This is a genomic window from Beijerinckiaceae bacterium, from assembly GCA_004564215.1.
GTDB lineage: Bacteria > Pseudomonadota > Alphaproteobacteria > Rhizobiales > Beijerinckiaceae > Methylocapsa.
This window is the reverse complement of sequence record CP024846.1, coordinates 681133-707057: the sequence shown is the minus strand read 5'-3', so window position 1 is coordinate 707057 and position 25925 is coordinate 681133. Positions and strand designations below refer to the sequence as shown.

Annotated in this window: 22 protein-coding genes; 14 read left to right on the top strand and 8 right to left on the bottom strand. The window is 59.8% G+C overall.

Features of this window, described 5'->3' with window-relative positions; all coding sequences use genetic code 11:
• Nucleotides 1-128 precede the first annotated feature (128 nt).
• The 6 genes from CU048_03320 (at nt 129) to CU048_03295 (ending at nt 6711) form a co-directional block, all read left to right on the top strand.
• On the top strand, nt 129-1007 hold the full coding sequence (locus tag CU048_03320) for an N-acetylglucosamine kinase (protein QBR70466.1): 879 nt from the start codon (nt 129-131) through the stop codon (nt 1005-1007).
• 145 nt (nt 1008-1152) lie between these two features.
• A complete protein-coding gene (locus CU048_03315) occupies nt 1153-2049 on the top strand; it encodes an N-acetylmuramic acid 6-phosphate etherase (GenBank protein ID QBR70465.1) in 897 nt (298 codons plus the stop codon).
• 120 nt (nt 2050-2169) lie between these two features.
• Nucleotides 2170-3186 (top strand): glutamine--fructose-6-phosphate aminotransferase, encoded by a 1017-nt coding sequence (locus CU048_03310; protein ID QBR72623.1) that lies wholly within the window; start codon nt 2170-2172, stop codon nt 3184-3186.
• A gap of 336 nt (nt 3187-3522) precedes the next feature.
• Nucleotides 3523-3963: a hypothetical protein gene (locus tag CU048_03305; protein QBR72622.1), complete on the top strand. Its 441-nt coding sequence runs from the start codon at nt 3523-3525 to the stop codon at nt 3961-3963.
• Nucleotides 3964-4275: 312 nt separating this feature from the next.
• Nucleotides 4276-4467 carry a hypothetical protein gene (locus tag CU048_03300; GenBank protein ID QBR70464.1) on the top strand — a complete coding sequence of 64 codons (192 nt, stop codon included), beginning with the start codon at nt 4276-4278 and terminating at the stop codon, nt 4465-4467.
• 111 nt (nt 4468-4578) lie between these two features.
• Complete coding sequence (locus tag CU048_03295; protein ID QBR70463.1) at nt 4579-6711, top strand: TonB-dependent receptor; 2133 nt, start codon at nt 4579-4581, stop codon at nt 6709-6711.
• 84 nt (nt 6712-6795) lie between these two features.
• Here the strand turns inward: CU048_03295 and CU048_03290 are convergent, their stop codons facing one another.
• Nucleotides 6796-7740, bottom strand: coding sequence for a hypothetical protein (locus tag CU048_03290; GenBank protein QBR70462.1), 945 nt, complete (start codon nt 7738-7740; stop codon nt 6796-6798).
• Between the two features lie 140 nt (nt 7741-7880).
• Between CU048_03290 and CU048_03285 the strand changes: the two genes are divergently transcribed.
• Entirely contained in the window at nt 7881-8441 is a 561-nt protein-coding gene (locus tag CU048_03285; GenBank protein ID QBR70461.1) for a TetR family transcriptional regulator, read from the top strand.
• Nucleotides 8442-8469: 28 nt separating this feature from the next.
• On the opposite strand, the gene CU048_03280 is transcribed toward CU048_03285, so the two are convergent.
• Both CU048_03280 and CU048_03275 read right to left on the bottom strand, forming a co-directional pair.
• Complete coding sequence (locus CU048_03280) at nt 8470-9240, bottom strand: chromosome partitioning protein ParA (GenBank protein QBR70460.1); 771 nt, start codon at nt 9238-9240, stop codon at nt 8470-8472.
• Nucleotides 9241-9266: 26 nt separating this feature from the next.
• Nucleotides 9267-11453 (bottom strand): amylo-alpha-1,6-glucosidase, encoded by a 2187-nt coding sequence (locus CU048_03275; protein ID QBR72621.1) that lies wholly within the window; start codon nt 11451-11453, stop codon nt 9267-9269.
• A gap of 250 nt (nt 11454-11703) precedes the next feature.
• On the opposite strand from CU048_03275, the gene gnd reads away from it, so the two are divergent.
• The 5 genes from gnd (at nt 11704) to CU048_03250 (ending at nt 18405) form a co-directional block, all read left to right on the top strand.
• Nucleotides 11704-12720: a 6-phosphogluconate dehydrogenase (decarboxylating) gene (gnd, locus tag CU048_03270; protein ID QBR70459.1), complete on the top strand. Its 1017-nt coding sequence runs from the start codon at nt 11704-11706 to the stop codon at nt 12718-12720.
• 12 nt (nt 12721-12732) lie between these two features.
• Nucleotides 12733-14121 (top strand): glucose-6-phosphate dehydrogenase, encoded by a 1389-nt coding sequence (zwf, locus tag CU048_03265; GenBank protein ID QBR70458.1) that lies wholly within the window; start codon nt 12733-12735, stop codon nt 14119-14121.
• The gene (locus CU048_03260) at nt 14118-14810 is read left to right on the top strand and encodes a haloacid dehalogenase (protein QBR70457.1); all 693 of its coding nucleotides are present in this window, start codon (nt 14118-14120) and stop codon (nt 14808-14810) included. The genes zwf and CU048_03260 overlap by 4 nt, the downstream gene beginning before the upstream one ends.
• A gap of 97 nt (nt 14811-14907) precedes the next feature.
• The gene (locus CU048_03255; protein ID QBR70456.1) at nt 14908-15828 is read left to right on the top strand and encodes a fructose-bisphosphate aldolase; all 921 of its coding nucleotides are present in this window, start codon (nt 14908-14910) and stop codon (nt 15826-15828) included.
• Nucleotides 15829-16059: 231 nt separating this feature from the next.
• Entirely contained in the window at nt 16060-18405 is a 2346-nt protein-coding gene (locus CU048_03250) for an alpha/beta hydrolase (GenBank protein ID QBR72620.1), read from the top strand.
• A 55-nt stretch (nt 18406-18460) separates the two neighbouring features.
• Here CU048_03250 and CU048_03245 read toward each other — a convergent pair whose 3' ends face one another.
• The 5 genes from CU048_03245 to CU048_03225 are packed head-to-tail and all read right to left on the bottom strand — an operon-like array spanning nt 18461 to nt 23297.
• Entirely contained in the window at nt 18461-19780 is a 1320-nt protein-coding gene (locus CU048_03245; GenBank protein QBR70455.1) for an acetate kinase, read from the bottom strand.
• The gene (locus CU048_03240; protein QBR70454.1) at nt 19777-21186 is read right to left on the bottom strand and encodes an enoyl-CoA hydratase; all 1410 of its coding nucleotides are present in this window, start codon (nt 21184-21186) and stop codon (nt 19777-19779) included. The genes CU048_03245 and CU048_03240 overlap by 4 nt, the downstream gene beginning before the upstream one ends.
• A 10-nt stretch (nt 21187-21196) precedes the next feature.
• Nucleotides 21197-21871, bottom strand: a complete 675-nt coding sequence (locus CU048_03235) for a succinyl-CoA--3-ketoacid-CoA transferase (protein QBR70453.1) — start codon at nt 21869-21871, stop codon at nt 21197-21199.
• Nucleotides 21871-22527, bottom strand: coding sequence for an acetyl-CoA--acetoacetyl-CoA transferase subunit alpha (locus CU048_03230; protein QBR70452.1), 657 nt, complete (start codon nt 22525-22527; stop codon nt 21871-21873). The genes CU048_03235 and CU048_03230 overlap by 1 nt, the downstream gene beginning before the upstream one ends.
• Nucleotides 22528-22538: 11 nt before the next feature.
• Complete coding sequence (locus tag CU048_03225; GenBank protein QBR72619.1) at nt 22539-23297, bottom strand: enoyl-[acyl-carrier-protein] reductase FabI; 759 nt, start codon at nt 23295-23297, stop codon at nt 22539-22541.
• Nucleotides 23298-23664: 367 nt separating this feature from the next.
• Here CU048_03225 and CU048_03220 point away from each other — a divergent pair, with 367 nt between their 5' ends.
• Complete coding sequence (locus CU048_03220; protein QBR70451.1) at nt 23665-25209, top strand: acid phosphatase; 1545 nt, start codon at nt 23665-23667, stop codon at nt 25207-25209.
• Nucleotides 25210-25409: 200 nt separating this feature from the next.
• A complete protein-coding gene (locus tag CU048_03215; protein QBR70450.1) occupies nt 25410-25802 on the top strand; it encodes a hypothetical protein in 393 nt (130 codons plus the stop codon).
• The last annotated feature ends 123 nt before the right edge of the window (nt 25803-25925 follow it).

Sequence of the window (25925 nt, the reverse complement as noted above, 5' to 3'; positions counted from 1 at the left end):
GTGCGCCTCGCGGCTGAAGGTGAAGACGTTGCTAATCCCTGAATGTCACCTCGATCGCGGCTATGAGAGGCTGGACCGCAAAAGCGTGCGATTCGACACTGGCCTCTTCTGCTTGAGGAGTTGAGCCAATGAGCGGCGCGCCGGCTCTGTTCCTCGGCGTTGACGGTGGTGGCACCGGCTGCCGCGCCCGCATTGAAGATACGTCCGGCGCGGTGCTCGGGCTCGGCCAATCGGGCCCGGCGACAACCCGCCTTGGCATCTGCAAGGCCTGGGAGTCGATCCGCGCGGCCTTCACCATGGCGATCGCGGATGCTGGGCTCGGGCCGCCCGACCTCTTGCGCATCCATGCCGCCGTCGGTCTTGCGGGGATTCGGCGCAAAGGCATCCAGGAGCAGTTTGCGGAACTCGCACATCCCTTTGCCTCGCTGCGCTTCGCGAGTGATTGCCTGATCGCCTGTCTTGGCGCTCATGGCGGCAAGGACGGCGGTATTGTTATTGTCGGCACAGGCAGCATCGGGATCGCGCACGTCAAGGGCAGCAATTTGTCTGTCGGCGGCTATGGCTTCCCGATCTCGGACGAAGGGAGTGGCGCCGATCTCGGACTGCGCGCGATGAGACGGGCCATGCGCGCGCTCGATGGGCGCGCCGAAGCGAGCCCATTGACAGACGAAATTCTCGAGCGTTTCCATGGCGACCCGTTCGAGGCGGTCGCCTGGATGGATCAAGCCACCTCGACCGATTACGCAAGCTTTGCGCCGCTCGTGATGCGCCATGCGGATCAAGGTGATCCCGTGGGACGACAAATTGCGGAAGCGGGCGCGGCAGAGATCGGCGAACTGGTCGGCACCCTCATCGAAAGAGGGGCGCCGCGCGTCGCGCTGATCGGTGGTTTAGCGAGCGCCATTGAGGCCTGGCTCGCGCCCGCCGTCCGACGTTGTTTGAGTCCGCCAGAACGCGATGCGATTTCTGGTGCTATAATTCTCGCACGCGAAGACGAGGGATCCTGACCGCGGTCGCCTTGATCGAATTGCAGCGCTTGGGAGCGTGAACCTGGCAGGAGCGAAGTCTCCTTAAATTGAATTGTATTGTAAGCGGTATCGAAGACATTAGATTGATAGTGCAAGATTAGCGTCAATTCGCCGAAGAGGTGTGATGGCAACAGAGCACGTGAGTTCCCGCTTCATCGACCTTGATGAATGGACCCCCGCCGAGGTGGTCGAGGCCATGTGGGAAGGGCACATGGCTGCGGTTGCTTCGGTGCGTCCAGCGATCGGGGCCATCGCGGCGGCGGTAGAGGCGGCGGTGGCAGCGCTTGGCGAAAATGGACGTCTCGTCTATTTCGGCGCGGGGACGTCCGGGCGGATTGCGATCCAGGATGGCGCGGAATTAACGCCGACATTTGGTTGGCCGCGCGAACGGCTGGTGTTCGGCATGGCTGGGGGAGATGCGGCCCTGATCTGCACCGCGGAGGGGGCCGAGGATGATACTGCGGACGCCATTCGCCTCGTTGACTGTAACGACATCGGCCCAAGCGACGTCGTCATTGGCGTTGCCGCGAGCGGAACAACGTCCTTCACCGTTGCCGCAACTCAGCGGGCCAACAAGCGTGGCGCGGTCACGATCGGCATTGCGAACAATCCTGGTACGCCGCTGCTCGCTGCGGCGCGTCATCCGATCCTCATTGCCACAGGAAGTGAGTTGATCGCCGGGTCAACCCGCATGAAGGCGGGGACGGCTCAGAAGGTCGTGCTCAATCTGCTGTCGACCGGAATTATGGTCCGCCTTGGCCGTGTCTATCGCGGTATGATGGTCGACATGCATACGTCTAATGCAAAGCTGCGGCGCCGCGCCGAATTGATGGTCACTCGCATCGCTGGGTGCGATTCCGCGATAGCAACAAAGGCGCTTGCACGTGCGGGCGGCGACATCAAATTGGCCGCGCTCATTGTCCTCGGTCTTTCCGAAGAGGAGGCTACCGCGCTGCTCGCCAAGAATCGGGGTAGCTTGCGCCTGGCTTTGGCCGAGATGACCGATGAAGGCGTTTCGTGACGCTCGATACAGACGATGCGTCGCCTTTCAATTCGGTCCTCTCATACGGGATGGACTGCTCAAGGTCTTCGGCCTTACTCAAGGAACCATTAGGTTATGGCACACAAGGGTGAGAATCCTTTGAACGCGAGCAGCGCCATGGCCCGCGAAACCGGCGAGGCTTCCGAGGTCGTGGCACGGCTGCTTGCCGACCCCGGCGTGTGGCGCCCGATCGTTGCTGCGATCCAAAGGCAAAATCCAACGCTCGCCGTGGTTTGCGGGCGGGGCAGCTCAGGTCACGTTGGTGTGTTTCTACGCTATCTGATCGAGACCCGTCTTGGCATCCCGGTCTCCGCAACGGCGCCGTCGATCGTCACCAGCTTCAAGCGCACCTTGGCATTGCGGGGGGGGCTGTTTATCGTCGTCTCGCAATCGGGTCGCAGCCCCGATCTCATTGCCGCGACCGCCGATGCGCGGTCCTCCGGCGCGCTGACGGTGGCGCTCATCAACGATGCCGAATCCCCTGTCGCTCGGGCTGCCGAATTCAGTTTGCCCATCGGTGCAGGGCCGGAAATTTCCATCGCCGCCACCAAGAGCGTCATTGCCTCAATGGCCGCCGCGGCCTTGCTGATAGCGGAATTAGGCGGCGATAAAAACCTGGCAAGCGCCGTTGCGCGGTTGCCAGAACGACTCTCGAAGGCGCTGGCGCTCGATTGGCGCGAATGTGCCGATGATCTTGCAAAGGCGCGCGCGGTCTTCGTCGCAGCGCGCGGCTTCGGTCTGGCGCCGGCCCGTGAAATTGCGTTGAAAATGGCAGAGATCTTGCGTCTTCCCGCGCTTTCCTACAGCGCAGCTGAGCTAATGCATGGACCGCGCGCCGCGATTGCCCACGACACGCCCGTGCTTGTTCTGCGTCTCGCGGACCAGACCGCCAGCATGATCGACACGCTCGTCGCGACGTTGCGTACAAGCGGCCAGGCGGTGCATTTGTGCGGCGGCCCGGCTTCGAGTTTGCCGTGGATCGGCGACGATCACGCGGTGACCGATGCTATTACCTTGCTGGCGCCGGCCTATCGATTGATCGAAGCGACGGCGCGCCGATTCGATTTCGATCCAGACCGGCCGCCTCATCTCAGCAAGGTGACCGAGACGGTGTGAGAGCCGCCAACCGAACGAGCTGCAATCGCCTCGGGTCGAGATGGAGTCGGTAGGGGGTGGGGACACTGTCGGCGCGGTGCCGCGCTGGGTCGTGAGAAAATCCGCCAGCGGTCATGCCGAAAAAGGCCGCCTCGGTGTGACTGGAAAGTCACGCGCGCGAAACTTTGCAGCAAACCTCCTTGAAATCACTGGAAACTTTTTATTGGTAGGTTACCAATGATTGGGCTCGGGTGCCCGTTGATAGGGCGCGCCGACGAGTGCCACCTGTCGGGATCAAGCTTGATCGCGACCGAGACCGAGAGAATTGCGATGAAGAATGCCTTTGTCTGCCTTGCATTGTGCGGAGCTTTAGCAGTCCAACTTTGCAGTCTTGCATTGGCCGAGGCGGGACAGGAAGAAAACCTCATTCGCCAACTTCTTGTCCAGGCCTTTGACAAGCCGGATGCGCCCTTGATGGTTGATCCGATCGTCTCTCAAGACGACGCCGCTATCGCCGATTGGACCCAGAACGAGCTCGGCGGACGTGCGTTGCTGCGCCGAAAGGGAGAAAGCTGGGAAATCATTCTCTGCGCCGGCGATGCCATCAAGGAACCCGCCGCTCTCGAAAAAACCGGCATCGAAAAGACGAAGGCGGAAGCGCTCGCAGCCAAGCTCTCTCTGGCGGAGCAGACAATTTCTCCCGCGCGCTTAGCGTTGTTTTCGCGTTTCGATGGGGTAGTTATCATGGGTCCAAACGGCGATTCTCCTTCGGGTCGTCATCACGGCGTCGGTCCATGAAAATTCTCGACGCGACCCACTTCAGTTTCTTGGGGATCTCGGCCGGTTCGGCACGAAAGCAAGGGTTGCGCGCCGCCTGTCTTGGTCCATCGAGCGAGCTTACGGTCGCTGCGTCATGAGAACGTTTCGTACACGATCTGTGGCTTGGCGTGCCGCGCTCGGCGCCGTCACGCTTTATGCACTCCTACTTCAATCCCTCGTCGCGGGGCGTGTCGCTTACGCCGACCCGGCGACGTCGAGCGAAACGATTTGTGTGCGAGGTGAGGCTTCTTCGCCGGCGGGCGACCCGGATCAGCATCGGCGTCATGCGACATGCTGCCTATTGGCTTGCGCGGCGGCCGGCCGCGCGCTGGTCGCACCGAACTTCTCGGTCACAACCTCGGTGGCACGGCAAATCTCCGTCGTGGCTTGGACTGCGACACGATCGATGAGAGCGGCCTCCCCGTTCAAACCTCATTTTTCTGCGCGTGGACCACCCTCGGTTTTCTGATCATGTTGGGGTGAGGGCAATGCTTTGCCGAGAATCGCGGTCAGCGGTTCCGCCCCCAATAACCGAAGAACAATCCGTCTCGCTTTTGCGGCCGCGCGCGGCCCAGGTCTTCAAAGGATTATGACATGTCATCCGCCAAATCATTGGGCGGCGCACTCGCGCTCGCCTTGACCCTGGCCTGTTCCGGCGCTCGCGCGCAACAAGCCAGCCCGACCGAGTCCAGCGGCAATGTCGCGCTTCCAACCGTTGACGTTCTCGCAACTAGCTCGGCGGGATCCCTCACCGTGCCGTCGGTCACGGAGCAAAAACAGCAGATCGATCAAATGGTGGGATCGGTTGACTTCGTCGATGCCAACACGCCGGAAATTCAGACCCGCCATGTCGAGGATCTTCGCGATGCTTTGAAGGATGTGCCGGGCGTCTATGTCGAGACCCGCTATGGGCAGGAGGTCCGCCTGTCGATTCGAGGGTCCGGTCTGACCCGCTTTTTCCATCTCCGTGGCATCGAGCTGCTGCAGGACGGCATTCCCGTCAACCTCGCCGACGGCAGCGGAGACTTCGATCAAATCGACCCGCTCTATTTCCGCTCGATTGAGGTTTTCAAGGGTGGCAATGCACTGATTTTCGGCACATCGACCCTCGGCGGAGCGATCAATTTCGTTTCTCCCACGGCCTATACGGCACTCGCACCCAATCTTATTCTGATTGATGGGGGCAGTTTCGGCTCGATCCGCGGTCAAGTGCAGGTTTCACGGGTGATCGGCGATTTCGATTTCCTGATCAATGGCACATTTAGCCATTCGGACGGATATCGTCAGCACTCGCAATCCGATCTTGAACAGATCAACGGCAATATCGGCTATCGTTTCGCGCCCTGGGCGGAAACACGCTTTTATTTCGGGGTCTATAGCGCACAGCAAAAAATACCGGGTCTTTTGGATTTCAACACGGCGGTGAACAACCCCACAACCGCGAGCGTGTCGGCGGCCTTTCCGGGCTTTGGCGGAAATCAGGCGCGCAACATTCTGGACGAGCGCATCGCCAACAAAACGACCATGCTCACCGACTTTGGTCGCATCGACGTCGATTCATGGTTCATTCACAACAATCTCTATCATCCCATCTTTCTGGTTCTCGATCAGGACGGCTACACTTGGGGCGTCGAACCACGGCTCACGAGCAAACTAAGTCTCGGTGGCTTTCGGGACGACCTCATCGTCGGCGCGCGATTCTTTGGGGGCCGACAAGCGGATCATCGCTTCGTCAACTTCGATGGATTGGAAACGATCCCGGTTTTGAATGCGCGGCAAGTCGCCCTTAATCTCGAAGCCTTCGGCGAAAATCGCTTCTTTATCGCGCCGCAGGTCGCGCTCATGGCCGGCGCGAAGGTCTTCAGCGATAGCCGAAGGTATTTTGACCTTGGCGGGCTCGCCGCCAATCCAATCTCCAGTTTCGACCAGAAAACCTATAATGGCGTCAATCCCAAAGCCGGTGTGATCTGGTATCCGCTCCCCGACATCCAAGTCTTTGCTGACATTACGCGAAGCCAAGACGTGCCGGATTTCTCGGATCTCACCCAGACATTCAGTCCTCTCACGCCGACCTTCGTGCCGCTTTCCGCCCAAAAGGCCTGGACGGGTGAAATAGGCACGCGCGGGCGGTGGGACAGATTCTCTTGGGACTTTACCGCCTATCGCTCGGACATCCATGACGAGCTTTTGCAATTCACGGTCAATCAAAGCATTCCGGCCAACACATTCAATGCTCCACACACGCTTCACCAGGGAATTGAATTCGCCGCAGGGGTCGAAGTTTGGCGCGATATCTCCGGTCCGGCCGCCGGGGATGCGTTGACGCTATCCCAGGTGTGGACCTGGAACGACTTCTCATTTGTCAACGACCCTCAATTCGGAAACAACCAGCTGGCTGGCGCTCCAGTGCATGTTCTGCGAACGACGCTGGCCTATCGGCGATTGGATGGACTCTATGTCGCGCCGTCGCTGGACTGGGTTCCGGTTGGCGCCTTCGCCGATTATGCGAATACGGTGCGGACGCCCGGCTATGTGCTGCTTGGGCTCCAGGCCGGCATCACCTTGCCGGCCGGCGTTTCGCTTTATCTCGATGCCCGCAATCTGACCAACCAACACTATATCAGCGATGTCGCCACCGTCATCAACGCAAGCGTTCCAGCCAGTCAGCAAATCTATTTTCCAGGTAACGGACGGGCGATCTACGCGGGCATGCGCTACAAATTCTAAGGCTCATGGCGAAAATGCCGCGTGTTTGGACGAAGGCATAGCTAAGGACAAAAGGAAAGCATGATCGATTCAATTCGATCATGCTTAGGAGTTTGAGAGCTGCAGTCCGTCCACAAATCCCTCAATGGCCGCTCCAACGACTTCAGGCTGATCTATCATTGCGAAATGGCGCGCGTTGCGAATGAGAAGGATCGATACGTGTGGAGCGTTCGAAAGCAGCCCGGCATAGAAGGCTCTGGTTTCCGCTTCGGACCGGCCGTTTAGGTAGGAGTTGAGCGCAACGATCGACAGGAACGGCACGCTTATCTTGCCGAGTTCGGGACGCAGATCGGCGGGCAGCATCTCCATAATATATTGGACAATTGCCGCCGGATCGCTGCGGGCGGCGTGGGCGGCGATCTCCCGCGCTTGGACAGGATCGTTCATTCTTGCCGCAAAGAACATTTCCAGGGAGGCACGAAAAGCTTCACCCTCCATGCTTGGCGAAAATTGCTTGGCGAGGCCTTCCGCCGCAGTGCGTCGAGCCTCGGCACTCATCTCCACAAGCGGAGGAAAAACAGGAAAGCCTTCAACAGTCACGAGGCCTCCGACAAGCGCGCTATGCTCGATCGCGAGCCGAAGCCCAATGAACCCGCCGAGGCTATGGCCGACAAGCAAAGGCTTTTTAAGTCCGTTCCCGGAGATGAGGCGAGCAATATCGGCGACCGCTTTGTCGATTATTGGCGGCGTCGTCGTGGCGCGACCATCGAAGCCGGAAAGGGTCAGGACGTAAACCGCATGGGTTGGCGCCAAGCGTCGAATCATGTCGGTCCAAATCCACGGGCCGCCGGCAAGTCCCGGAATGAAAAGGATCGGCACGCCGGCATCGCCATGTTTTTCCGCCTTAAGGATTCCCACCTCGAGGATGGAGTCGGGCTTTGGATGGCTCTGCACCATCGCGTCCGATAGCGGATCAGCTTTGCCCTTGCCGCCTGGTGCAAACAGAGCCATAGGGGCGCCCAGCGCGAGGGCGCGGCGGTTCAATTGCATGGACAACCTCTTGCCAGCACGTATTCTGTTGGTTGGTAACCTACTAAGCGACTTTGGGCAAGCCACGCTGGAGCCAGCGGAAGCGACCTTGGTTTGGCAGGCTTTTCTCGTTAGAGATCATGCCAACTCATTCGGAGCCAATGATTGTGAAGGGCGGTTTACGAGAACGAATCTTGGATACCGCGCTTGATATCGTCGAGGCGGAAGGGATCAAGTCTCTCACTCAGCCTCGCATCGCGAAGGCTTTGGGGCTGCGTCAGTCCCATCTGACTTATTATTTTCCGCACAAGGCGGACCTTGTGGTCGCAATGCTCCAGCATGCCCATGATCGCGCTTCGAGTGCCATGGGGCCCGAGGGCGGGGCCATGGATTTCGATGCCGTCATGGGAACCCTCAAGGAGCTGATGTTTGACCCGCACCGGATGTCGTTCTTTCTTGGGATCGTTTTGGAAGCGACCGAGGAACCCGATTTACAGAGCATCGTCGCCACGCATATGCGTGGTCTGATTGAAATGATTGCTCCCATATTCGGTCGCGACGCCGATGATCCCCACGTGATCGCTTTTATCGATTTGCTGCGAGGGATCGGAATGCGGATGCTGCTCGAACCCGATCTGGCACGGGCGGGACCACCCGATCTAAGGAAACTTGCGGCGACCTTCGGTTTGGATCGGCTTGAGGCGAGCCGCAAGCGCAAATAAGCGTTTCCGGGCCGGCATCCATGTGAGCCTAATCGGCAAAAGCGGACGGCGTGGCGGCAAATGCCGGATCCATCCGGCGGTCCCAAAGGCGCACGCCGCCGGTGATCCCAGCGCTATTGGAAACGATTTTCACATTGGCCGGCAAAGGACAATCAATCAGCTTGGCATTGCCGCCGCCGATATAAAGCACGTCATAGAGGACCACGGTTTCAAGGATGCCGATAATTTCGTGAACCCGTTTGCTCCAGCGTCGGCGGCCGACCGAATCAAGCGCGGCCCGGCCGACAAAATCGTCGTAGGTTTTATGCTTGCGTATGGGCTGCTGGCTGAGTTCCAGATGCGGGGCAATTTGCCCGTCCTGAAACAGTGCAAAACCCATTCCGGTGCCCATCGTCAATACGCATTCGAGGCCTCGTCCGGAGATGACACCGAGGCCCTGGATGCTGGCATCGTTGAGCACGCGAACGGGTCTGAGCAGGTTTTCAGCCATGACCGCGCCAAGTCCGAAACCATGCCACTCCTGAGTGCCAAGATTGGGCGCTGTCAACACGGAATTGCTTCGCACGACGCCCGGAAATCCAATCGATACGCGATCAAAAGGACCGAGCTGTTTTGAGAGTTCACTCAACGCCGCAATAACCGCGCTGGGCGTCGCAGGGTTGGGTGTCTTCACCCGGACCTCATCGGTGGCCATGAGCCCGGACGGCTTGAGAACGGAAGCCTTGAGGTGGCTCCCGCCGATGTCGATCGCGAGGGTCAGGGGCGTTGCCAGATCGGCAATATCAACTGCATGCGCCATGGGACGCCTTCCTTGCTCCGACGGTTCTACGGGGATTTGATCGGGGACGAACGGCGCTTGAGCTCCGCCGCTTTGACGCCGACTTCACATCGTTCGACGACACTCGGGTCCCCCTTGAGCACTTCGAAGTCGGTCTGCTCGCCTTCGCGCCAGAAGCGGATATCCAATTTGTGAGAGCCAATCCGAAGATCGCGAATCGTGATGTCCGGTAGCCAGGCGGGCAGCAGCGGATCCACATAGAGTTTGTTGCGGGGCGCGTCGGGCAGAAACCCCAGCATGGCCTGGGTCAGCATGAAGATCGATCCGGCCGCCCAGGCTTGCGGTACATTGGCGCCGATATATTGCACGGGAAACGTAGTCTCATCGCGTGGGAAGGCCGTATAGAGCTCCGGCAATTGGTTCAACAGGAAAAAGCTTCCTCCTTTGCTGATGTCATGCGCGATCTGTCCGGCTTCCACGCCGAAACCATAGAGTTTAAACCCGATGGCGATAATGCCGTTGTCATGCGGCCACACCGATCCGGTCTGATAATTGTATGGATTGAATGCAGGATTGCTGGCGGAGAGCGTCCGGATGCCCCAGCCCGTCCACATGTCCGGCGCCATCAGGCGCTGCACAACCAGCTTGGCGCGCTCCCGCGGCACAATGCCGGACCAGAGGCAGTGGCCGGCATTGGAGGCGATGGTGCGAACCTTCTTTTTATCGCCGTCGAGTGCATAAACATAAAAGCCGAGCTCGTCGTCCCAAAACGCCGCGTTGAACCGCTCGAACAGGGCGGCTGCCTTTGCACGCAGTTCATCGGCACGGTCGTATCGGCCGAGGACGTCAAAGATTTCGGCCATACGGGTCCATGCGTCGTAAACATAGCCCTGAAGTTCACAGAGAGCCTTTGGTCCGCGCACCTGCGAACCGTCCGGATAGACAACGGAGTCGCCGGAATCCTTCCAGGCCATGTTCTCATAGCCGACCGGAGATCGGGTTTGATATTCTTGAAAGCCGTCTCCGTCGCGGTCCCCATAATTGTCGATCCAAGACAGGCAGCCCTCGGCGGTCTCAAGATGCCGCTCCAGGAGGCTTTGGTCGCCCGTAGCGCGCCAGGCCGCGTGCAAGGTGATGAGATACAAAGGGGTAGCGTCAGCGGTGCCATAATAGGGTGTATGCGGGATCAGCTTAAAATGAGCCAGCTCGCCAAACCGCAATTCATGGAAGATCTTGCCTGGTTCGGCGTCCCGGTAAGGGTCGTCCGCCTTTGCTTGAAGAACACCGAGGAAGTCCAATGAGCCCCGCGCAAATTCGGGATAAACCAAGACGTTCTGAAGCGAGACGATCAAGCTGTCGCGCCCGAAGGGGGCGATGAACCAGGGTAGGCCGGCGGCCGGTAGGAATACGGTATGATCCGTATCCGCAATCGGGAGCCGCAGCGCCGCCATATCCTCGAGGGCACGGCGGAAGAGCCGGTAAAACTCTTCGTTGCTGGTTTCAATTTTTGCTACGGTCTGCAACCAATCCGCCATGGTCTCGGCGTGGCGGGATGTGGAATGATGTTCGATGCAGCTGTGCGGCGCTGCGGTTTGCTTGGCTATATCCGTCAAGGCGTAGAGCAGGCATGTGTGCCAAGCTTCCCCGGGTTCGAGGGCGACCTCGAAGCTGAGCCGGCCGTTGGCGTAGACCGGCTCCTTGGGGAAATGCTGCGCCGAGACCGTCACCGACCTGCTGAAGTCGCCATTGCAATAAGTTGTGCAGAGGCGATGCTGGCCCTGCTGCCATTCGGTCGTGATCCGTCCGCGGCGTACGATATTTCCTGACTTCACCTCAAAAAGATCTGCAAAATCGCTGCGGATCGCGATCTCGAGCTGAAATTTTACTGGCTTCATGCTGTTATTGCTGATGTCAAGGTCTTCATGCATGCCGCCGTAAATCCACCGGCCGATGGTAAAGCCGAGCGTGCGTGGCGGAATAATGCCGGCTTCGGTCGCAATGGAAGGGTTGGTCAGAAAGATCCGCGCTGCGTAATAGGCGATCGGGCCGCCGTTCAGCAGCTCCCAAGGTTCCCCATTGGCATAGACGGTCCAGCTGCTGACAACCCGCGTATCGAGGAAGTAAAGGCCTTTTTCACTCGGCCAATTAATCTCTCCGTCCGGATCGCTGATCAGGACCGTCTGTCCCTGATGAATGGAAATCTGAGGCGGACCGATCTGAACTTTGAAAGACATGGCGATGCGCTCCCCTTGCGGGCCCGCGGCTGGAAAGAGCTTGGTCGGCAATATTGCTAAACAATTGGGGAACGCTCAAAAAAGTTCATGACCTGCCCACGCTCAGGCTTAACAATGCGGATTGCCGGGTCCTTTGCGCCTTTCGGCGCAGCCGTCCATGAAAGCTGCAGCTTCGGCCTATCGGGTATCGATCAAGACTTGCGAGGGAACAAGCTCGCGGGAGGATTAGTTTTGCGCAGAGGAGAGCCCAATGCAACTTGGCATAATCGGACTTGGTCGAATGGGCGCCAATATGGCGTTGCGGCTCATGAAAGCCGGCCATGAATGCGTCGTTTACGACACCCATTCGGAACCGGTTCACGAATTGGTCAAAAATGGCGCTACGGGCTCGAGGGATTTGGCCGCTTTCGTCAAGGCACTTTCGAAGCCGCGCGCTGTGTGGCTGATGGTTCCGGCCGCAGCTGTTGATCCAATCCTTGGTTCGCTGACGCCACTGCTCGAGCCGGGCGACGTCGTGATCGACGGCGGCAATTCCTATTATCACGATGACATTCGTCGCGCCGCCCGGCTCAAAGAGATGGGCCTCCATTATGTCGATGTCGGAGTCAGCGGTGGCGTTTGGGGATTGGAGCGCGGCTACTGCCAAATGATTGGCGGCGAGACCGAAATCGTTGCGCATCTCGATCCGATCTTTCGCGCCCTGGCGCCGGGCGTCGCCGCGGCGCCGCGGACGCCAGGTACAACGGGCGAGCCGAACCAGGCGGAAAGCGGCTATCTTCATTGCGGTCCAAATGGCGGCGGTCATTTTGTCAAAATGGTCCATAACGGCATTGAATATGGCATCATGGCCGCTTATTCCGAAGGCCTGAACATCCTCAAGAATGCGGATGTCGGTCGTGCGAGCCACGCGGTGGATGCGGAAACAACGCCTTTAAGACATCCAGAGTTTTACCAATTCGACTTCAACATTGCCGAGATCGCCGAAGTCTGGCGGCGCAGCAGCGTGATCGGCTCTTGGTTGCTGGATCTCACCGCCGCAGCCTTGCGCAAGAATCCCGCATTGACGAGTTTTGAAGGACATGTCTCGGACTCTGGCGAGGGCCGTTGGACCTTGCAGGCGGCGATCGACGAAGGTGTGCCGGCTCCCGTTATCAGCGCCGCTCTATATGCGCGTTTTGAATCGCGTGGGCTTGCGGAATATGCTGACAAACTGCTGTCGGCCATGCGATTCGAATTTGGCGGCCACATCGAAAGATCTGGCAAATAGGAAGACCATCACGTGAACAACAGGGCTTCCGATGCGATCGTTTTTTTTGGGGCCACGGGCGACCTGGCCTACAAGCAGATTTTTCCGGCGCTGCAGGGTCTCGTTCGCGACGAAGGGCTCGATGTACCGATCATCGGGGTTGCCAAAGCTGGGTGGTCGCTTGACCAGTTGAAGGACCGGGCCAAGGAGAGCCTCGCCGACCATCATTGCCTCGACACCAAGGCTTTTGCTAAGTTCGCCAGCCTGCTTCGCTATGTCGACGGGGACTACAATGATCCCTCGACCTTTGTAAAATTGAGCCGCGAACTCGGGAATGCGAAGAGCCCACTCTATTATCTTGCCATTCCTCCGAGCCTGTTCGCGACGGTGGCGGAAGGGCTGGCGAAGCAGGGCGCGGGAGCCGACGCGCGCCTCGTGGTTGAAAAACCTTTCGGCCACAATAGGGCGTCGGCGCGTCAGCTCGATCGCATTCTCAATCGTTTCTTTCCGGAAGAAGATATTTTCCGGATCGATCATTATCTCGGCAAGGAGCCGGTACAGAACATCCTTTACACCCGATTTGCCAATTCGATGTTCGAACCGATCTGGAATCGCATCTACATCAGCAGTATTCAGATCACCATGGCCGAAAGCTTTGGCGTGCGGGATCGCGGCAAATTCTATGACGAGACGGGCGCCATTCGGGACGTGTTCCAAAATCACATGCTGCAGGTTCTGGCCAGCCTCACCATGAATCCGCCAACGGGTGAGGAATGGGATGCCGTGCGTGAGCAGAAGGCGGCGTTGCTGAAGGCCGTGCGGCCCTTGGATGCGGCGCATGTCGTTCGGGGCCAATATGCAGGCTATCAGTCGGTGCCCGGCGTCAAGCCCGGCTCGACCGTGGAGACCTACGTCGCCGCCAAGCTGTTCATCGATTCCTGGCGATGGGCCGGCGTGCCGATCTACATTCGGGCCGGCAAGGCTCTCCCGGTGACCGCGGCGGAGGTGATGGTCTATTTTAAACGACCTCCACGGGAAACTTTTCCGGAGATCGTTTCCCCCACCTCGGATTATATGCGGCTCAGGATCAGTCCGGATGTCAACATTGCCCTGGGCATGCGGGTCAAGCGCCCGGGAGATCGCATGGAAGGCCGGGACGTCGAACTAATCCTGACCGAACAGCCAAATCTTTTCATCCCGCCCTATCAGCGCCTGCTGGGAGACGCGATGCATGGCATCGGGGATCTTTTCGGTCGGCAGGATATCGTCGACGCTCAGTGGCGAATTGTCGAGCCGGTCCTGGAAGAGAGCGCACCACCCATCAGCTATCCGCAAGGAAGCTGGGGGCCAGAGGAGGCCAATCAGCTGATCCGGCCGGATGGCCCTTGGCGGGTTCCAAATCCAACAGCACTGCGCCCATGACCCCACCGCATGATCTCGTCTTCCTTTTCGATGTCGACAATACGCTCCTCGATAATGATCGAGTCCAGGCCGATTTGGCGGCCTATTTGACTGAGACGTTTGGGGTCGATGCCTGCAATCTTTATTGGGACATTTTTGAGAAACTGCGGCAAGAGCTTGGTTATGCCGATTACCTCGGCGCCTTGGAACGGTTCAGGATCGAGAAGCTGCACGATCCAAGGGTGTTGCGCATGTCGAGCTGGCTGGTCGACTATCCATTTGCCGAACGGCTCTATGCAGGTGCGCTTGCCGCCGTCAGCCACGTAGGGCAATGGGGCCCTGTCGTCATTTTCTCCGATGGCGACGCGGTGTTTCAGCCCCGGAAGGTCGAGCGCTCGCAACTCTGGATGGCCTTTGAGGGCAAGGTGCTTATTTATATCCATAAGGAACGCGAACTTGCCCAAGTGGAGCGCTTCTACCCGGCGAAACAATATGTCCTGATCGACGACAAGCTGCGGGTGCTCAATGCGGTGAAGAAGATTTGGGGCGAGCGTGTCGTCACCGTGTTTCCGAAGCAGGGCCACTACGCTCACGACCAGCAAATTCTCGCTGGCTGCCCGCCGGCCGATATCCAACTGGACCGCATTGGCGATTTAAAGGATTATGCCTTGGCTGCGTTTCTGGCCCCGTCACGGAGTAAGACCACGTAATGCCGACCGGATGTCTTGCGAACGCGTCGCGCGTATCTCGCTTGCGAGGGTGACCAGCAATGTTTTTTGCCATGCGAATGCAACAAGGAGAGCAAGGATGACACCGCGCGTGCGAGAGATTCTCAGTTGGTACGGTGCGGACAGCGTTGGGACATTGACCAATCTGGCCCGTCTGCTGAATCATGGCCGGCTCGCGGGGACCGGGAAGCTTGTGATCTTGCCGGTCGACCAGGGCTTCGAACATGGGCCGGCGCGCTCCTTCGCACTCAATCCCGCAGCTTACAATCCGCATTATCATTTCGAACTCGCCATTGAGGCCGGCTGCAATGCGTATGCCGCTCCACTTGGTTTTTTGGAAGCCGGCGCCCGCGATTTTGCCGGCGAAATCCCCCTGATCCTCAAGGCCAACGATAATGACTCGCTGCGTGAGGACAAAGATGCGAACCAGGCGTTGACCGCGAGCGTACAAGACGCCTTGCGCCTCGGTTGCTGTGCTATCGGATTTACGATTTATCCCGGATCGGCCTTTCAGCTGGAGATGTTCGGAAAATTCCGCGCTTGTGCCGAGGAGGCAAAACGCAACGGGCTTGCGGTGGTCATCTGGTCTTATCCGCGCGGGTCGGATCTGAGCAAGGAGGGGGAGTCCGCGATCGACGTCGTCGGTTATGCGGCGCAAATCGCGGCGCAGCTCGGCGCCCACATTATCAAAGTGAAACTGCCGACGGCGCATCTCGAGCAGGAAGCGGCGCGCAAAGTCTACCAAGAGCGGGGCATCCCGATTGGGACCGCGGCGGAGCGCGTGCGTCATGTGCTCGATTGCGCCTTTGCCGGCCGTCGCATTGTCATCTTTTCCGGTGGGGCAGCCACCTTCGATGACAAAAAGCTGCTTGAGGAGATTCGGGCGATCCAGCAGGGCGGAGGGTTCGGCTCGATCATTGGTCGCAATTCGTTCCAGAGGCCAAAGGCCGAGGCGCTCCGGATGCTCGGCGAGATCATCGACATTTATGCGGGGGCATGAGGTCCGGACGGAACATCGGCGATAGGTCGGAGCGGCGTGAGGCTCGATCGCACTGTCATACTCCCGACGTTTGCCGCGGCTAGGGTCGCTCGTCCCGACCTATGTTGGAATTAAGTTTTGCTGACTGCCGCTTTGCGGAATATCGAAATACTCAAAGCGTTCAGCCTTTGCATGCGGAGTCCGACGCGGTCTTCAAGGGACACGGCGGCTGCAAGCAGGTAAGGCGAGATGATGGAACCCTCTTTTAGCCCCGTCGACGGCGTCCGTCATGCGTCGGATTCGGCGAATATTGTCCTTCGTCAAGCTGAACTCTTGCTTCAGGTGGCGACGCGCCATGCCGAACGCATAGGCCGTACCCATACTGCGCTTTTGCATGACACGGTGAAGAAGACGCAGGCTCTGGCTGACGCAACGGCTTCGGGACATGTCCGAGACCGGACGTTCGAGCAAATGATCGATTACTGGACCGATGCCGGGCAGCGGCTGGTTCTGACGATCGACGTCTTGCGCGAGCGCGCCAACAATGATCTCGCGCATGAGGCCGCCGGCACGCCGCCGGTGCTCATCTACGATAATGAGACGATCGTCGACGGCAAAACCCTCAAGCGGCCGACCAATTACGTGCTTCTCAAGATTCTGCCGCCGAAGGGCGTGGAGATTCTGGACTGGAAGCGGCCTTATATGATTATCGATCCGCGCGCCGGGCACGGAGCCGGCATCGGCGGCTTCAAGGAGGATAGTCAGGTCGGGGTCGCGCTACACGACGGCCACCCGGTCTATTTCGTTGCCTTCCGTCCGCGTCCGGAACCCGGGCAGACACTTGCCGACGTCATGCGCGCGGAAGCGGAGTTCGTGAAGGAGATCGGTAAGCGTCATCCGAAGTCGCCGAAGCCCATCATCGTCGGAAATTGCCAGGGCGGCTGGGCAACCATGATTCTCGCCGCGGCGAATCCCGACATCAGTGGGCCGCTTGTGATCAACGGTTCTCCACTCTCCTATTGGTCGGGCCGCGTGGGCGAGAACCCCATGCGTTACAATGGCGGCATGCTCGGCGGCATCGCGCCCGCGCTTTTGTGTTCGGACCTCGGTCACGGCGAGTTCGATGGCGCCCATCTGGTCGCCAATTTCGAACAGCTCAATCCCTCACGCAATTTCTGGGGCAAGTACTACGAACTCTATCACGATGTGGACACCGGCCGTGCGCGTTTTCTAGAATTCGAGCGTTGGTGGGGCGGCTATCACTTCATGACGGAAGCCGAAATCCGTTGGATCGTCGAGCAATTGTTCGTCGGCAACCGCCTGGCACGGGGCGAAGCGCATATCGAGCGGGGCCGTCAGATCGACCTGAAGTCTATTCGCTCGCCGATCATCGTCTTCGCGAGCCATGGCGACAACATCACCCCGCCGCAGCAGGCGCTGAATTGGATCATCGACACTTACGCCGACGAAAATGAGATCAAGATCCGTGGCCAGCGGATCATCTATATGATCCACGAAAAGGTAGGACATCTAGGGATCTTCGTATCCTCGTCCGTTGCCAAACGCGAGCATTCCGAGGTCGGCTCGACCATGAAGACGATCGAGGCGCTTGCGCCCGGACTCTACGAGATGCAGATCGAGGATCAGCAGGGCGAGGGAATCCATGCCCGCTTTCTCGTCAACTTCCAGGAGCGGAAGATGGCGGACTTGGCGGCCATCGACGATGGGCGCCGCGAAGATGAGCTCGCCTTTGCGTCTGTAAATCGCCTCTCCGAGCTCGGCGGGGAGATCTATGATCTCTGCCTGAGGCCATTGGTCCAATCTCTCGTGACACCTCAGAGTGCGGCGGCGCTACGCGACCTTAACCCCGTTCGTTTGCGGCGTGGCATGTTTTCCGATCGCAATCCGGCGATGGCCCCGGTAGCCGCCTATGCGCAGCAGATCGTGGCCCAGCGCAAGCCTATCGCGCCCGACAATGCCTTCCGCAAAGCCGAGGAATTAGCGGCAGGTCTTGTCGCTCAGAGTCTCGACTTCTATAGAGACATGCGCGACGCCTGGTACGAACTGGCCTTTTTCGGGATCTATGGTTCGCCCCTGATGGATTGGGTGGGCCGCACCCATAATTTCCAGCGCACCCGCAAGGACCCGGCCGAGTTGAGGTTCCTCCCCGAGGTCCGGGCTATTCTTCTTAATATCGAGCGCGGCGGCTTCACCGAGGCGGTGATCCGCATGCTCATCGTGCTGGCCGAAGCGCGCGGCGCGGTCCGCCGCTCGCGGCTCGAACGCTCCGCGCATGTCCTCAGTCACGACGAGCCCTTTGCGTCCCTCGGGGTGGAGCGGCGCACCGAGCTGATCCATGAGCAATCGGTCATTGTCGAATTCGAGAAAGATCTCGCGATCGACGCCCTTGCGCAACTGCTGCCGGAGGCGGCTGAACGTGTGAAGGCGGTCGGCGTGGTGGAATTCATCGCCGGCGCGCTCGAAGAGATGGAACCGCACACGATCCAAGCATTACAGCGCTTCCGGCGCGTGCTCGGCCTGCCGCCGCTCGAAGTGCGCCCGGCGGACGTCGATCCCCTGGCTCGCGCTGCTTCTTAGGGCAAGGATCTTTCTGGGATTGCCGCCCTTCGGTCCGTCTGATTCAGCGTCCCGTTTACGCAGCGGCGGCCACTGCGCGATCCAGCACGGCCAGCGTCTGGCGCGCAATCATCGCCTCTTCGTCCGTGGGGATTACAAACACGCGCACGCGGGAGCGCTCCGAAGAGATCACCTGGGCGCTCGCCCGATTGGCGGTGCGGTCCAGTTCGATGCCGATCCACTCCATGCCTTCCAGCACGCGCTCGCGCACCTGCCAGGCGTGTTCGCCGATGCCGCCGCAGAAAACCATGGCATCGAGCCCCTTGAGGATAGCCGCAAGCCCGCCCAATTCGCGGCGGATACGGAACACAAAATACTCGATCGCTTGTTGTGCCTCTGGCCGGTCTGAGGCCTCCAGCTCACGCATGTCGTGCGAAATCTCCGACAGGCCTTTCAGCCCGGATTCACGGTAGAGCAGGTCGGCAATCGCCTCCACGCTCATCTTCTTTTCCTGCATGAGATAGAGCACGACGCCCGGATCCAGCTGACCGCAGCGGGTCCCCATCGGCAGCCCGTCGAGCGCCGTAAAGCCCATCGAACTCGCGACCGACTGCCCATCGCGGATGGCACACATCGAGGCGCCGTTGCCGAGATGAGCGACCACGACGCGCCCTGCTGCGTGCAGCGGCGCGATCTGCCGCAGCTTTTCCGTAACATATTCGTAGGAGAGGCCATGGAAGCCGTAGCGCCGCACGCCTTCATCGTAAAATCTGCGAGGCAGGGCAAACACGTCATTGACGAACGGATGCGCGCGGTGGAAAGCGGTATCGAAACACGCGACCTGGCACACGTGCGGCCAAGCCTCCCGCGCCGCCTGAATACCGGCGATATTATGCGGCTGGTGCAGCGGTGCGAGGGGTACTAAGCTTTCAAGCGCGCGCAACACCTCGTCGGTAACCAGCACCGGGCCATCATAGTGAACGCCGCCGTGCACGACACGATGACCGGCGGCGACCACGTTGGCGTCGGGGAAAGCGTTCAGCCGCCATGCCAGCACGCGCCGGAGCGCCTCGGTATGGAACGGCGCACCGCCCGCATCCGACCATGCGTCCTCATGCAGCACCGTCGTGCCGTTGCCATCGCGCACCTTGATTCGCCGCTGCTGCCCGACCATCTCCACCAGGCCGATGGCGCGTGCGAGAGCGGGATGAGGAAAAGGGGAAGCCGGTTTTCCGCCCGCATCCCGCTCTAAATTTTTGGAATCGATCACGTTCATGATTTTGGATTGAGTCATTCCAAAATCATCGTGATCTAAAGGATCGCGGCCATCCAGCTCGAAGAGCGCGAACTTGATCGAGGACGATCCGGCATTGAGGGTGACGACATGGCGGCTCATTCGGCGGCTTCCTTCAGGGCTGCGGGCTCGACCGCGCTGTGGCCGCTTGACAACCAATGGGCATAGAGTACCGCCACCGCGCAGGAGAACAGCCGCGAGCGTTCGTCGTCTGCGCGGCTGGTCAACAGCACCGGGACCTTGGCGCCGAGCACCAGACCTGCCCCCTCCGCCTGCGCCGCATAGGTCAGCTCCTTCGCCAGGATATTGCCCGCCTCCAGATTCGGCGCCACCAGTATGTCGGCGCGGCCGGCGACCAGCGAGGTCAGACCTTTGGTCTTCGCGGCCGACAGGCTGATCGCATTGTCCATTGCGAGCGGACCGTCGACGATACCCCCTCGGATCTGCCCACGTTCCGACATCTTCGACAAGATCGCGGCATCCAGGGTTGACTGAATCTTCGGGTTGACGGTCTCGACAGCCGACAGTACGCCAACCTTTGGCCGCGTGATCCCCAGCGCCAAGGCGAGGTCAATCGCGTTCTGTACAATGTCGACTTTCTCTTCGAGAGTCGGGGCGATATTGATGGCGGCGTCGGTCACGAGCACCAGCTGACGCAACGATGGCGCATCCATGACGAACACATGGCTGATCCGCCGCCCGATCCGCAGGCCGCCTTGAGACTTCACAACGTGCTTCATGAGAACGTCGGTATGCAAATGGCCCTTCATCAGAGCCGTCGCCATACCCTGGTGCACCATTTCCACCGCCCGCGCCGCCGCGGCGTCGTGCGTCGGCGCATCCTCGATCGCGATGCCCGCGAGGTTGATGTCATGGCTCGCCGCGAGGGCGCGGATCTTCGCGGCGTCGCCGATGAGAATGGGAACGATGAGATTCTCCCGCGCTCCCGCGAGTGCGCCGAGCAGCGCATTCTCTTCCTCGGGAACGACAACAGCGGTCGGCATCGGCGGCAGAGTCCGGCAGGCGCCAAGCAGCCGTTCGACCTGAGAGTGATGCTGCACCATCAGCTCCGGCAGCTCCACGTCGTCGATCACTTGGCGGGTCGCAGGCGCGCGGACCTCCGCGGTCCCGTCTGCGATCAACTCCCCGCCGCGGTTGACGCGTGTCTGCAGCACGACCGTCGCTGGTGGCCGCAGTTCTTCCACTCGCACCGATACTTTCAACGCATCGCCGATATGCGCGCGGGCATGAAAGCGGAGCGTCTGCGACACATAAAGGGTGCCGGGGCCGGGCAGCAAATTGCCCAACACCGCCGAGAACAACGAGCCGATCCACATCGACGGCACCGAGGGCGTATCGTCGGGATCGGCGGCTGAACCCGGAAGGTTTTTAGGATTCAAATTGCCGCTGGCGTGGGCGAAGACGATAAGGTCGTCCGGGGTTACCACCCGCGTGATCGACGCCTCCTCGCCGATTGCGAGTTCGGAGAATGTTTTATTGCTGCGCATTATGCCTCCCTCACGCCGCCTCTCGAGCGGGAATCTCGATCGGCATTTCCGGCACATCTCCGATGATCAGAAGATTGGCGCCAGTACTGGCCACGATGTCTTCCACGCTTACGCCAGGCGCCCGCTCCCGCAGGAGCAACCCTTCGGGGGTTGGTTCGATCACCGCCATCTCGGTGACGACAAGGCTTACGCGCCGCGTCGCGGTGGGCGGCAAGGTGAGGCTGGCGACGATCTTCGGCTGGCCCTTGGCGGCGTGCTGCATGGCGACGATCACGCGCTTGGCACCCACGACGAGGTCCATCGCGCCGCCCATGCCGGGGACAAGTTTGCCGGGAACCATCCAATTGGCGAGGTGGCCTTCTGCATCGACTTGCAGTCCGCCGAGAACCGTCATGTCGAGATGGCCGCCCCGGATGAGGGCGAAGCTCGTGCCGCTGTCAAAACTCGCCGCGCCGGGGAGCGCCGAAATAAAGCCGCCGCCGGCGTCGGTCAGGTTCGGATCTTCCATTCCCTCGGGCGGCGGCGCGCCGAACCCAATGATTCCGTTTTCGCTTTGGAAGGCGACGGATATCCCTTCCGGCACATAGCGGGCGACCAAGGTCGGCAGTCCGATGCCCAGATTGACAAGCGTGCGGTTCCGCAGCTCCAGCGCGACCCGCCGGGCGATCAGTTCCTTGGCGTCCATCAATGCGGCCTTTCGACGAGATGATGCACGAGAATCCCCGGCGTGCGCACCGCGTCCGGCGGAATCACGCCGACCGGCACGATTTCATCAGGCTCGGCGATCACGCAGTCTGCGGCGAAGGCGATGAGCGGGTTGAAATTGGTTGCTGTCAAACGATAGGTGAGATTGCAATTATAGTCCGCCTCACGCGCGCGGATGAGCGCGAAATCGGCGCGCATCGGCAGCTCAAGCAAGTAGGCGTGGCCCTCGATCTCGATGACCTTTTTGCCTTTTTCCACCACTGTGCCGACACCGGTTGGCGTCAGGATGCCGCCAAGGCCGCTGCCGCCGGCGCGGATGCGTTCGGCCAGCGTGCCTTGCGGAATCAGATCGACCTGGATCTCGCCGGCGAGCATCTTTTTCTGGGTCACCGGGTTCGTGCCAATATGCGATAATCTCGCCTGAGCGACGCATCCAGCATCGATCAGCTTGCCGACGCCCACACCGGGAAAGGCGGTGTCATTGCCGATGATGGTTAATCCGCGGGCGCCGCGCGCGACGAGTGCGTCGATGATCCGGTCAGGCGAACCGACGCCCATGAAGCCGCCGAACATCAAGCTCGCCCCGTCCGGGATTAGCGCCGCCGCGTCAGCAGCTGAAATCGCTCTTTGCATAATGCCATTCCGTGTCAGCCCATGATATGAAGGCCGGCGTCGATAAAGATCGTATCTCCGGTCATGCCGGATGAGCCGCCGCCCACGAGGAACGAAACCACCCGTCCCACCTCGGCAATGTCGACCAAGCGGTGCGCCGGCGCTCGAGCCACCGCCGCCTCGACGAGTTCATCGAAGGCGGCGATGCCGCTGGCCGCTCTGGTCTTCAGCGGGCCGGGAGAGACGGCGAACACCCGGATGCCTTTCTCGCCGAGTTCGGCTGCGAGATACCGCGTCGTTGCCTCCAGGGCCGCCTTCACGGGACCCATCACATTGTAATTGTTCACCACCTTGTCGGCGCCGTAATAGCTCATCGTGAGCAATGCGCCGCCGGGAGCGATCAAGGGCTCGGCCAACCGCGCCATTTCGATGAATGAGTAGCAGGAGACCCGCATGGCTTGCTGAAATCCAGCCAGCGAACAATCGACCACGCGTCCATGCAGGTCCTGGCGTGGGGCGAAGGCGATCGAATGAACGACGAAGTCGAGGCTGCCCCATTCGCTTTTAATACGCTCGAACACGGCCTCGAGTTGCCCTGGCTGCTCGACGTCGAGCGGCAGGATCAACTGCGCCTGCAGCTGCTCGGCGAGAGGACGAACAAAAGGTTCCGCCTTTTCGTTAAGAAAGGTAACCGCCAAATCGGCCCCGAAGGCGTGCAGTTTCACCGCGCAGCCATATGCGATGCTGTGTTCGTTGGCGATTCCCACCACCAGGCCTCGCCTGCCGCGCAACATGTCTCCAACGCGGCTTTCGGGGTCCCAGACCTTTGGCAGGGGATCGGTAGAGCGGGCGAAATCATGCACGTGAATGTCTCGCGGAGTTATGGCCGGCAAACAGGGCCGCTGCCCGTTCCGCCGGAAACGGCTGGAGCGAGGGACCCTTGTCCTATCTATTGACCGACGGACGTCTTCAGCTGGGGCTTCGTATCATCGGGGGATGACGTCTCGGTGACTCTGATTGCAGGTCTGGCGCGTGTTCGCCGGCCTGCCCGTGCCTCTGGGGCCATTAAAAACTCTGCTTGCCGTTTCCCTGTCATACCGCAAAGGTAGCGTTGCTGCCCGGCCAAATGCGGGCGGCGGCGGTGTGATAGGGAGGGTAAGAATGGTCCGTATTGACCTGAATGTTGTGTTGGCGGGAGCCTTGGGTATGCTCGTTGCTTCGCCGACGAGTGTGAGGGGCGCCGAAGACCCGCTTCTCAACAAGATTGAGACAATTGTCGTTATTTACGCAGAAAACAGAAGCTTTGATAATTTATACGGAAGCTTTCCCGGTGCGAACGGCTTGCAAAATCTCGCCCCGGAAGCGACCCTTCAAGTCGATCGCGACGGTAAGCCGCTGAAAGAACTGCCGCCAATCTGGAAGGGCCTGACGGCAAAAGGTGTAACGCCCGCGATCACGAAGGCGCAGACGGAACATCAGCCCAACGCACCCTTTGCCATCGACGATCCCAAGGGCTTCAATTTGTCAGTGGCTGTCGCCACCTCTGATCTCGTGCACCGGTTCTATCAAAATCAGATGCAGATCAACCACGGCAAGAATGACCGCTTCGTCGCCTATACGGACTCGGGCGCGCTCGTCATGGGGCATTACGACGGCTCGAAGCTTGCGCTCTGGAATATCGCCAAGCGATATGTGCTCGCCGATAATTTCTTTCAAGGTGCATTCGGGGGCTCGTTCCTCAACCATTTCCATTTGGCTTGCGCCTGCACGCCATTCTATCCGAACGCCGACCAATCTTACGCGCAGGAACAGATCAGTGCGGTGGAAGAAGATGGCGTGACACTTAAGATTGCCGACGACTCGGCTGGCTCGGCGATGGCGTGTACTCCCAAATTTGTGCGCGACGGCAATCTCACGCCCGACTTCTATGTCGTCAACACCATGCAGCCTCCCTATCAGCCGAGCGCAGCCAAGCCAGCAAAGGGCGGCGATCCGCGGTTCACCGATCCTAAGTCGGCAATCACGATACCGCCGCAGACCGTCCCAACCATCGGCGATCTTCTCAGTGCGAAGGGAATCCATTGGGCTTGGTACGCCGGAGGATGGCAGTCGACGCTGGATGGCCAGAATTCGAGCCCAGACCCGAACTTCCAGTATCATCATCAGCCGTTCAATTATTTCGCAACCCTGGCTCCCGGCACTGAGGCGCGGGCCGAGCATTTGAAAGACGGCGGCTTGGAGGGTAGCGAATTCCTCAAGGTCATTGATGCGGGAAAGCTCCCGAAGGTCGCATTTTACAAGCCGCAGGGGAATCTCACCGAGCACCCCGGCTATGCCGATCTCGCGACGGGCGATCAACATATTGCCGACGTGATCGGCCATCTCGAGAGAAGTCCTCAGTGGGACCACATGCTGGTGATCGTCGCCTATGATGAGAACGGCGGCTTCTGGGACCATGTCGCGCCGCCGAAGGCCGACCGCTGGGGACCCGGAACCCGCATTCCCGCATTGATTATTTCCCCTTACGCAAAAAAGGGCACCGTGGACCATACGCTCTACGACACGACTTCGATCCTTCGGTTTATCACCCGGCGGTTCGATCTGCCCTTGCTCGCGGGCCTGAAGACGCGCGACGAAGCCATGACAGCGGCGGGAAGTGGACATCTCGGCGATCTTACCCCGGCCTTGGATTTGAAGGATCGGTAGCGCACGGGAAAACAGCGGGCGGCGGAAGGCGCCGCCCGACGAGCGGCCAAAACCTGGAACTCACGCGGGAGACGCGCATTAACGCGGGTAAACGGCGGCGGCAGGGTTTGGCCGGCCAAAAAACTCAGGCCGTCGCAAATACTGCCTTGGGGGGATGAAATGCGAACTCCCACATTTCCCGTTTCGAATAGGAGCGTGCGATGAGCATCTTAGGAACCATCCTGTCGAAAATATTAGGTACGTCTCCATCCCCAACTTCGGCGACGGCGGCGCCCTCCGCTCAAGCTGGCGGAACGCCGTCTGCACCGTCTTCTGCTTCGTCGCCAGCGGCATCGTCAGTCGATGTCGCGTCCGTGCTCGACGATTTATATGCTAAGGCAAGTGAAAAGCTCGATTGGAAACATTCCATCGTCGATCTCATGAAGCTCTTATCCATGGAGAGCAGTCTTGGCGCGCGCAAGGAGCTTGCGAAGGAGCTTCATTACGAAGGAGATACCAATAATTCCGCGTCGATGAATATTTGGCTTCATAAACAGATCATGGCGAAGCTTGCAGCCAATGGCGGCAAGTTGCCGGAAGACCTCAAGCACTGACAAGATTCCTCCGGCTGGATTGGTATCCGTCCCGTCCGGCCGGTGGCCGCTCACGCGTTTGTGTTCAGGCCCACCTTGGGCTGATACGTTCTGATCGACCTCCTCCGCTCCTCGGGTTGCCTT

Excerpts from the sequence above, each read along its gene's own strand:
- CU048_03235 (QBR70453.1), bottom strand. The coding sequence starts at position 21,871 with ATGGACGCCAAGGAACTGATCGCCCGGCGGGTCGCGCTGGAGCTGCGG.
- CU048_03240 (QBR70454.1), bottom strand. The coding sequence starts at position 21,186 with ATGCGCAGCAATAAAACATTCTCCGAACTCGCAATCGGCGAGGAGGCG.
- CU048_03260 (QBR70457.1), top strand. The coding sequence starts at position 14,118 with ATGACCCCACCGCATGATCTCGTCTTCCTTTTCGATGTCGACAATACG.
- CU048_03320 (QBR70466.1), top strand. The coding sequence starts at position 129 with ATGAGCGGCGCGCCGGCTCTGTTCCTCGGCGTTGACGGTGGTGGCACC.
- CU048_03300 (QBR70464.1), top strand. The coding sequence starts at position 4,276 with ATGCTGCCTATTGGCTTGCGCGGCGGCCGGCCGCGCGCTGGTCGCACC.
- CU048_03245 (QBR70455.1), bottom strand. The coding sequence starts at position 19,780 with ATGAGCCGCCATGTCGTCACCCTCAATGCCGGATCGTCCTCGATCAAG.
- CU048_03290 (QBR70462.1), bottom strand. The coding sequence starts at position 7,740 with ATGCAATTGAACCGCCGCGCCCTCGCGCTGGGCGCCCCTATGGCTCTG.
- CU048_03275 (QBR72621.1), bottom strand. The coding sequence starts at position 11,453 with ATGTCTTTCAAAGTTCAGATCGGTCCGCCTCAGATTTCCATTCATCAG.
- CU048_03285 (QBR70461.1), top strand. The coding sequence starts at position 7,881 with ATGATTGTGAAGGGCGGTTTACGAGAACGAATCTTGGATACCGCGCTT.
- CU048_03250 (QBR72620.1), top strand. The coding sequence starts at position 16,060 with ATGGAACCCTCTTTTAGCCCCGTCGACGGCGTCCGTCATGCGTCGGAT.
- CU048_03215 (QBR70450.1), top strand. The coding sequence starts at position 25,410 with ATGAGCATCTTAGGAACCATCCTGTCGAAAATATTAGGTACGTCTCCA.
- CU048_03220 (QBR70451.1), top strand. The coding sequence starts at position 23,665 with ATGGTCCGTATTGACCTGAATGTTGTGTTGGCGGGAGCCTTGGGTATG.
- CU048_03295 (QBR70463.1), top strand. The coding sequence starts at position 4,579 with ATGTCATCCGCCAAATCATTGGGCGGCGCACTCGCGCTCGCCTTGACC.
- CU048_03280 (QBR70460.1), bottom strand. The coding sequence starts at position 9,240 with ATGGCGCATGCAGTTGATATTGCCGATCTGGCAACGCCCCTGACCCTC.
- CU048_03255 (QBR70456.1), top strand. The coding sequence starts at position 14,908 with ATGACACCGCGCGTGCGAGAGATTCTCAGTTGGTACGGTGCGGACAGC.
- CU048_03225 (QBR72619.1), bottom strand. The coding sequence starts at position 23,297 with ATGTTGCGCGGCAGGCGAGGCCTGGTGGTGGGAATCGCCAACGAACAC.
- CU048_03315 (QBR70465.1), top strand. The coding sequence starts at position 1,153 with ATGGCAACAGAGCACGTGAGTTCCCGCTTCATCGACCTTGATGAATGG.
- gnd (QBR70459.1), top strand. The coding sequence starts at position 11,704 with ATGCAACTTGGCATAATCGGACTTGGTCGAATGGGCGCCAATATGGCG.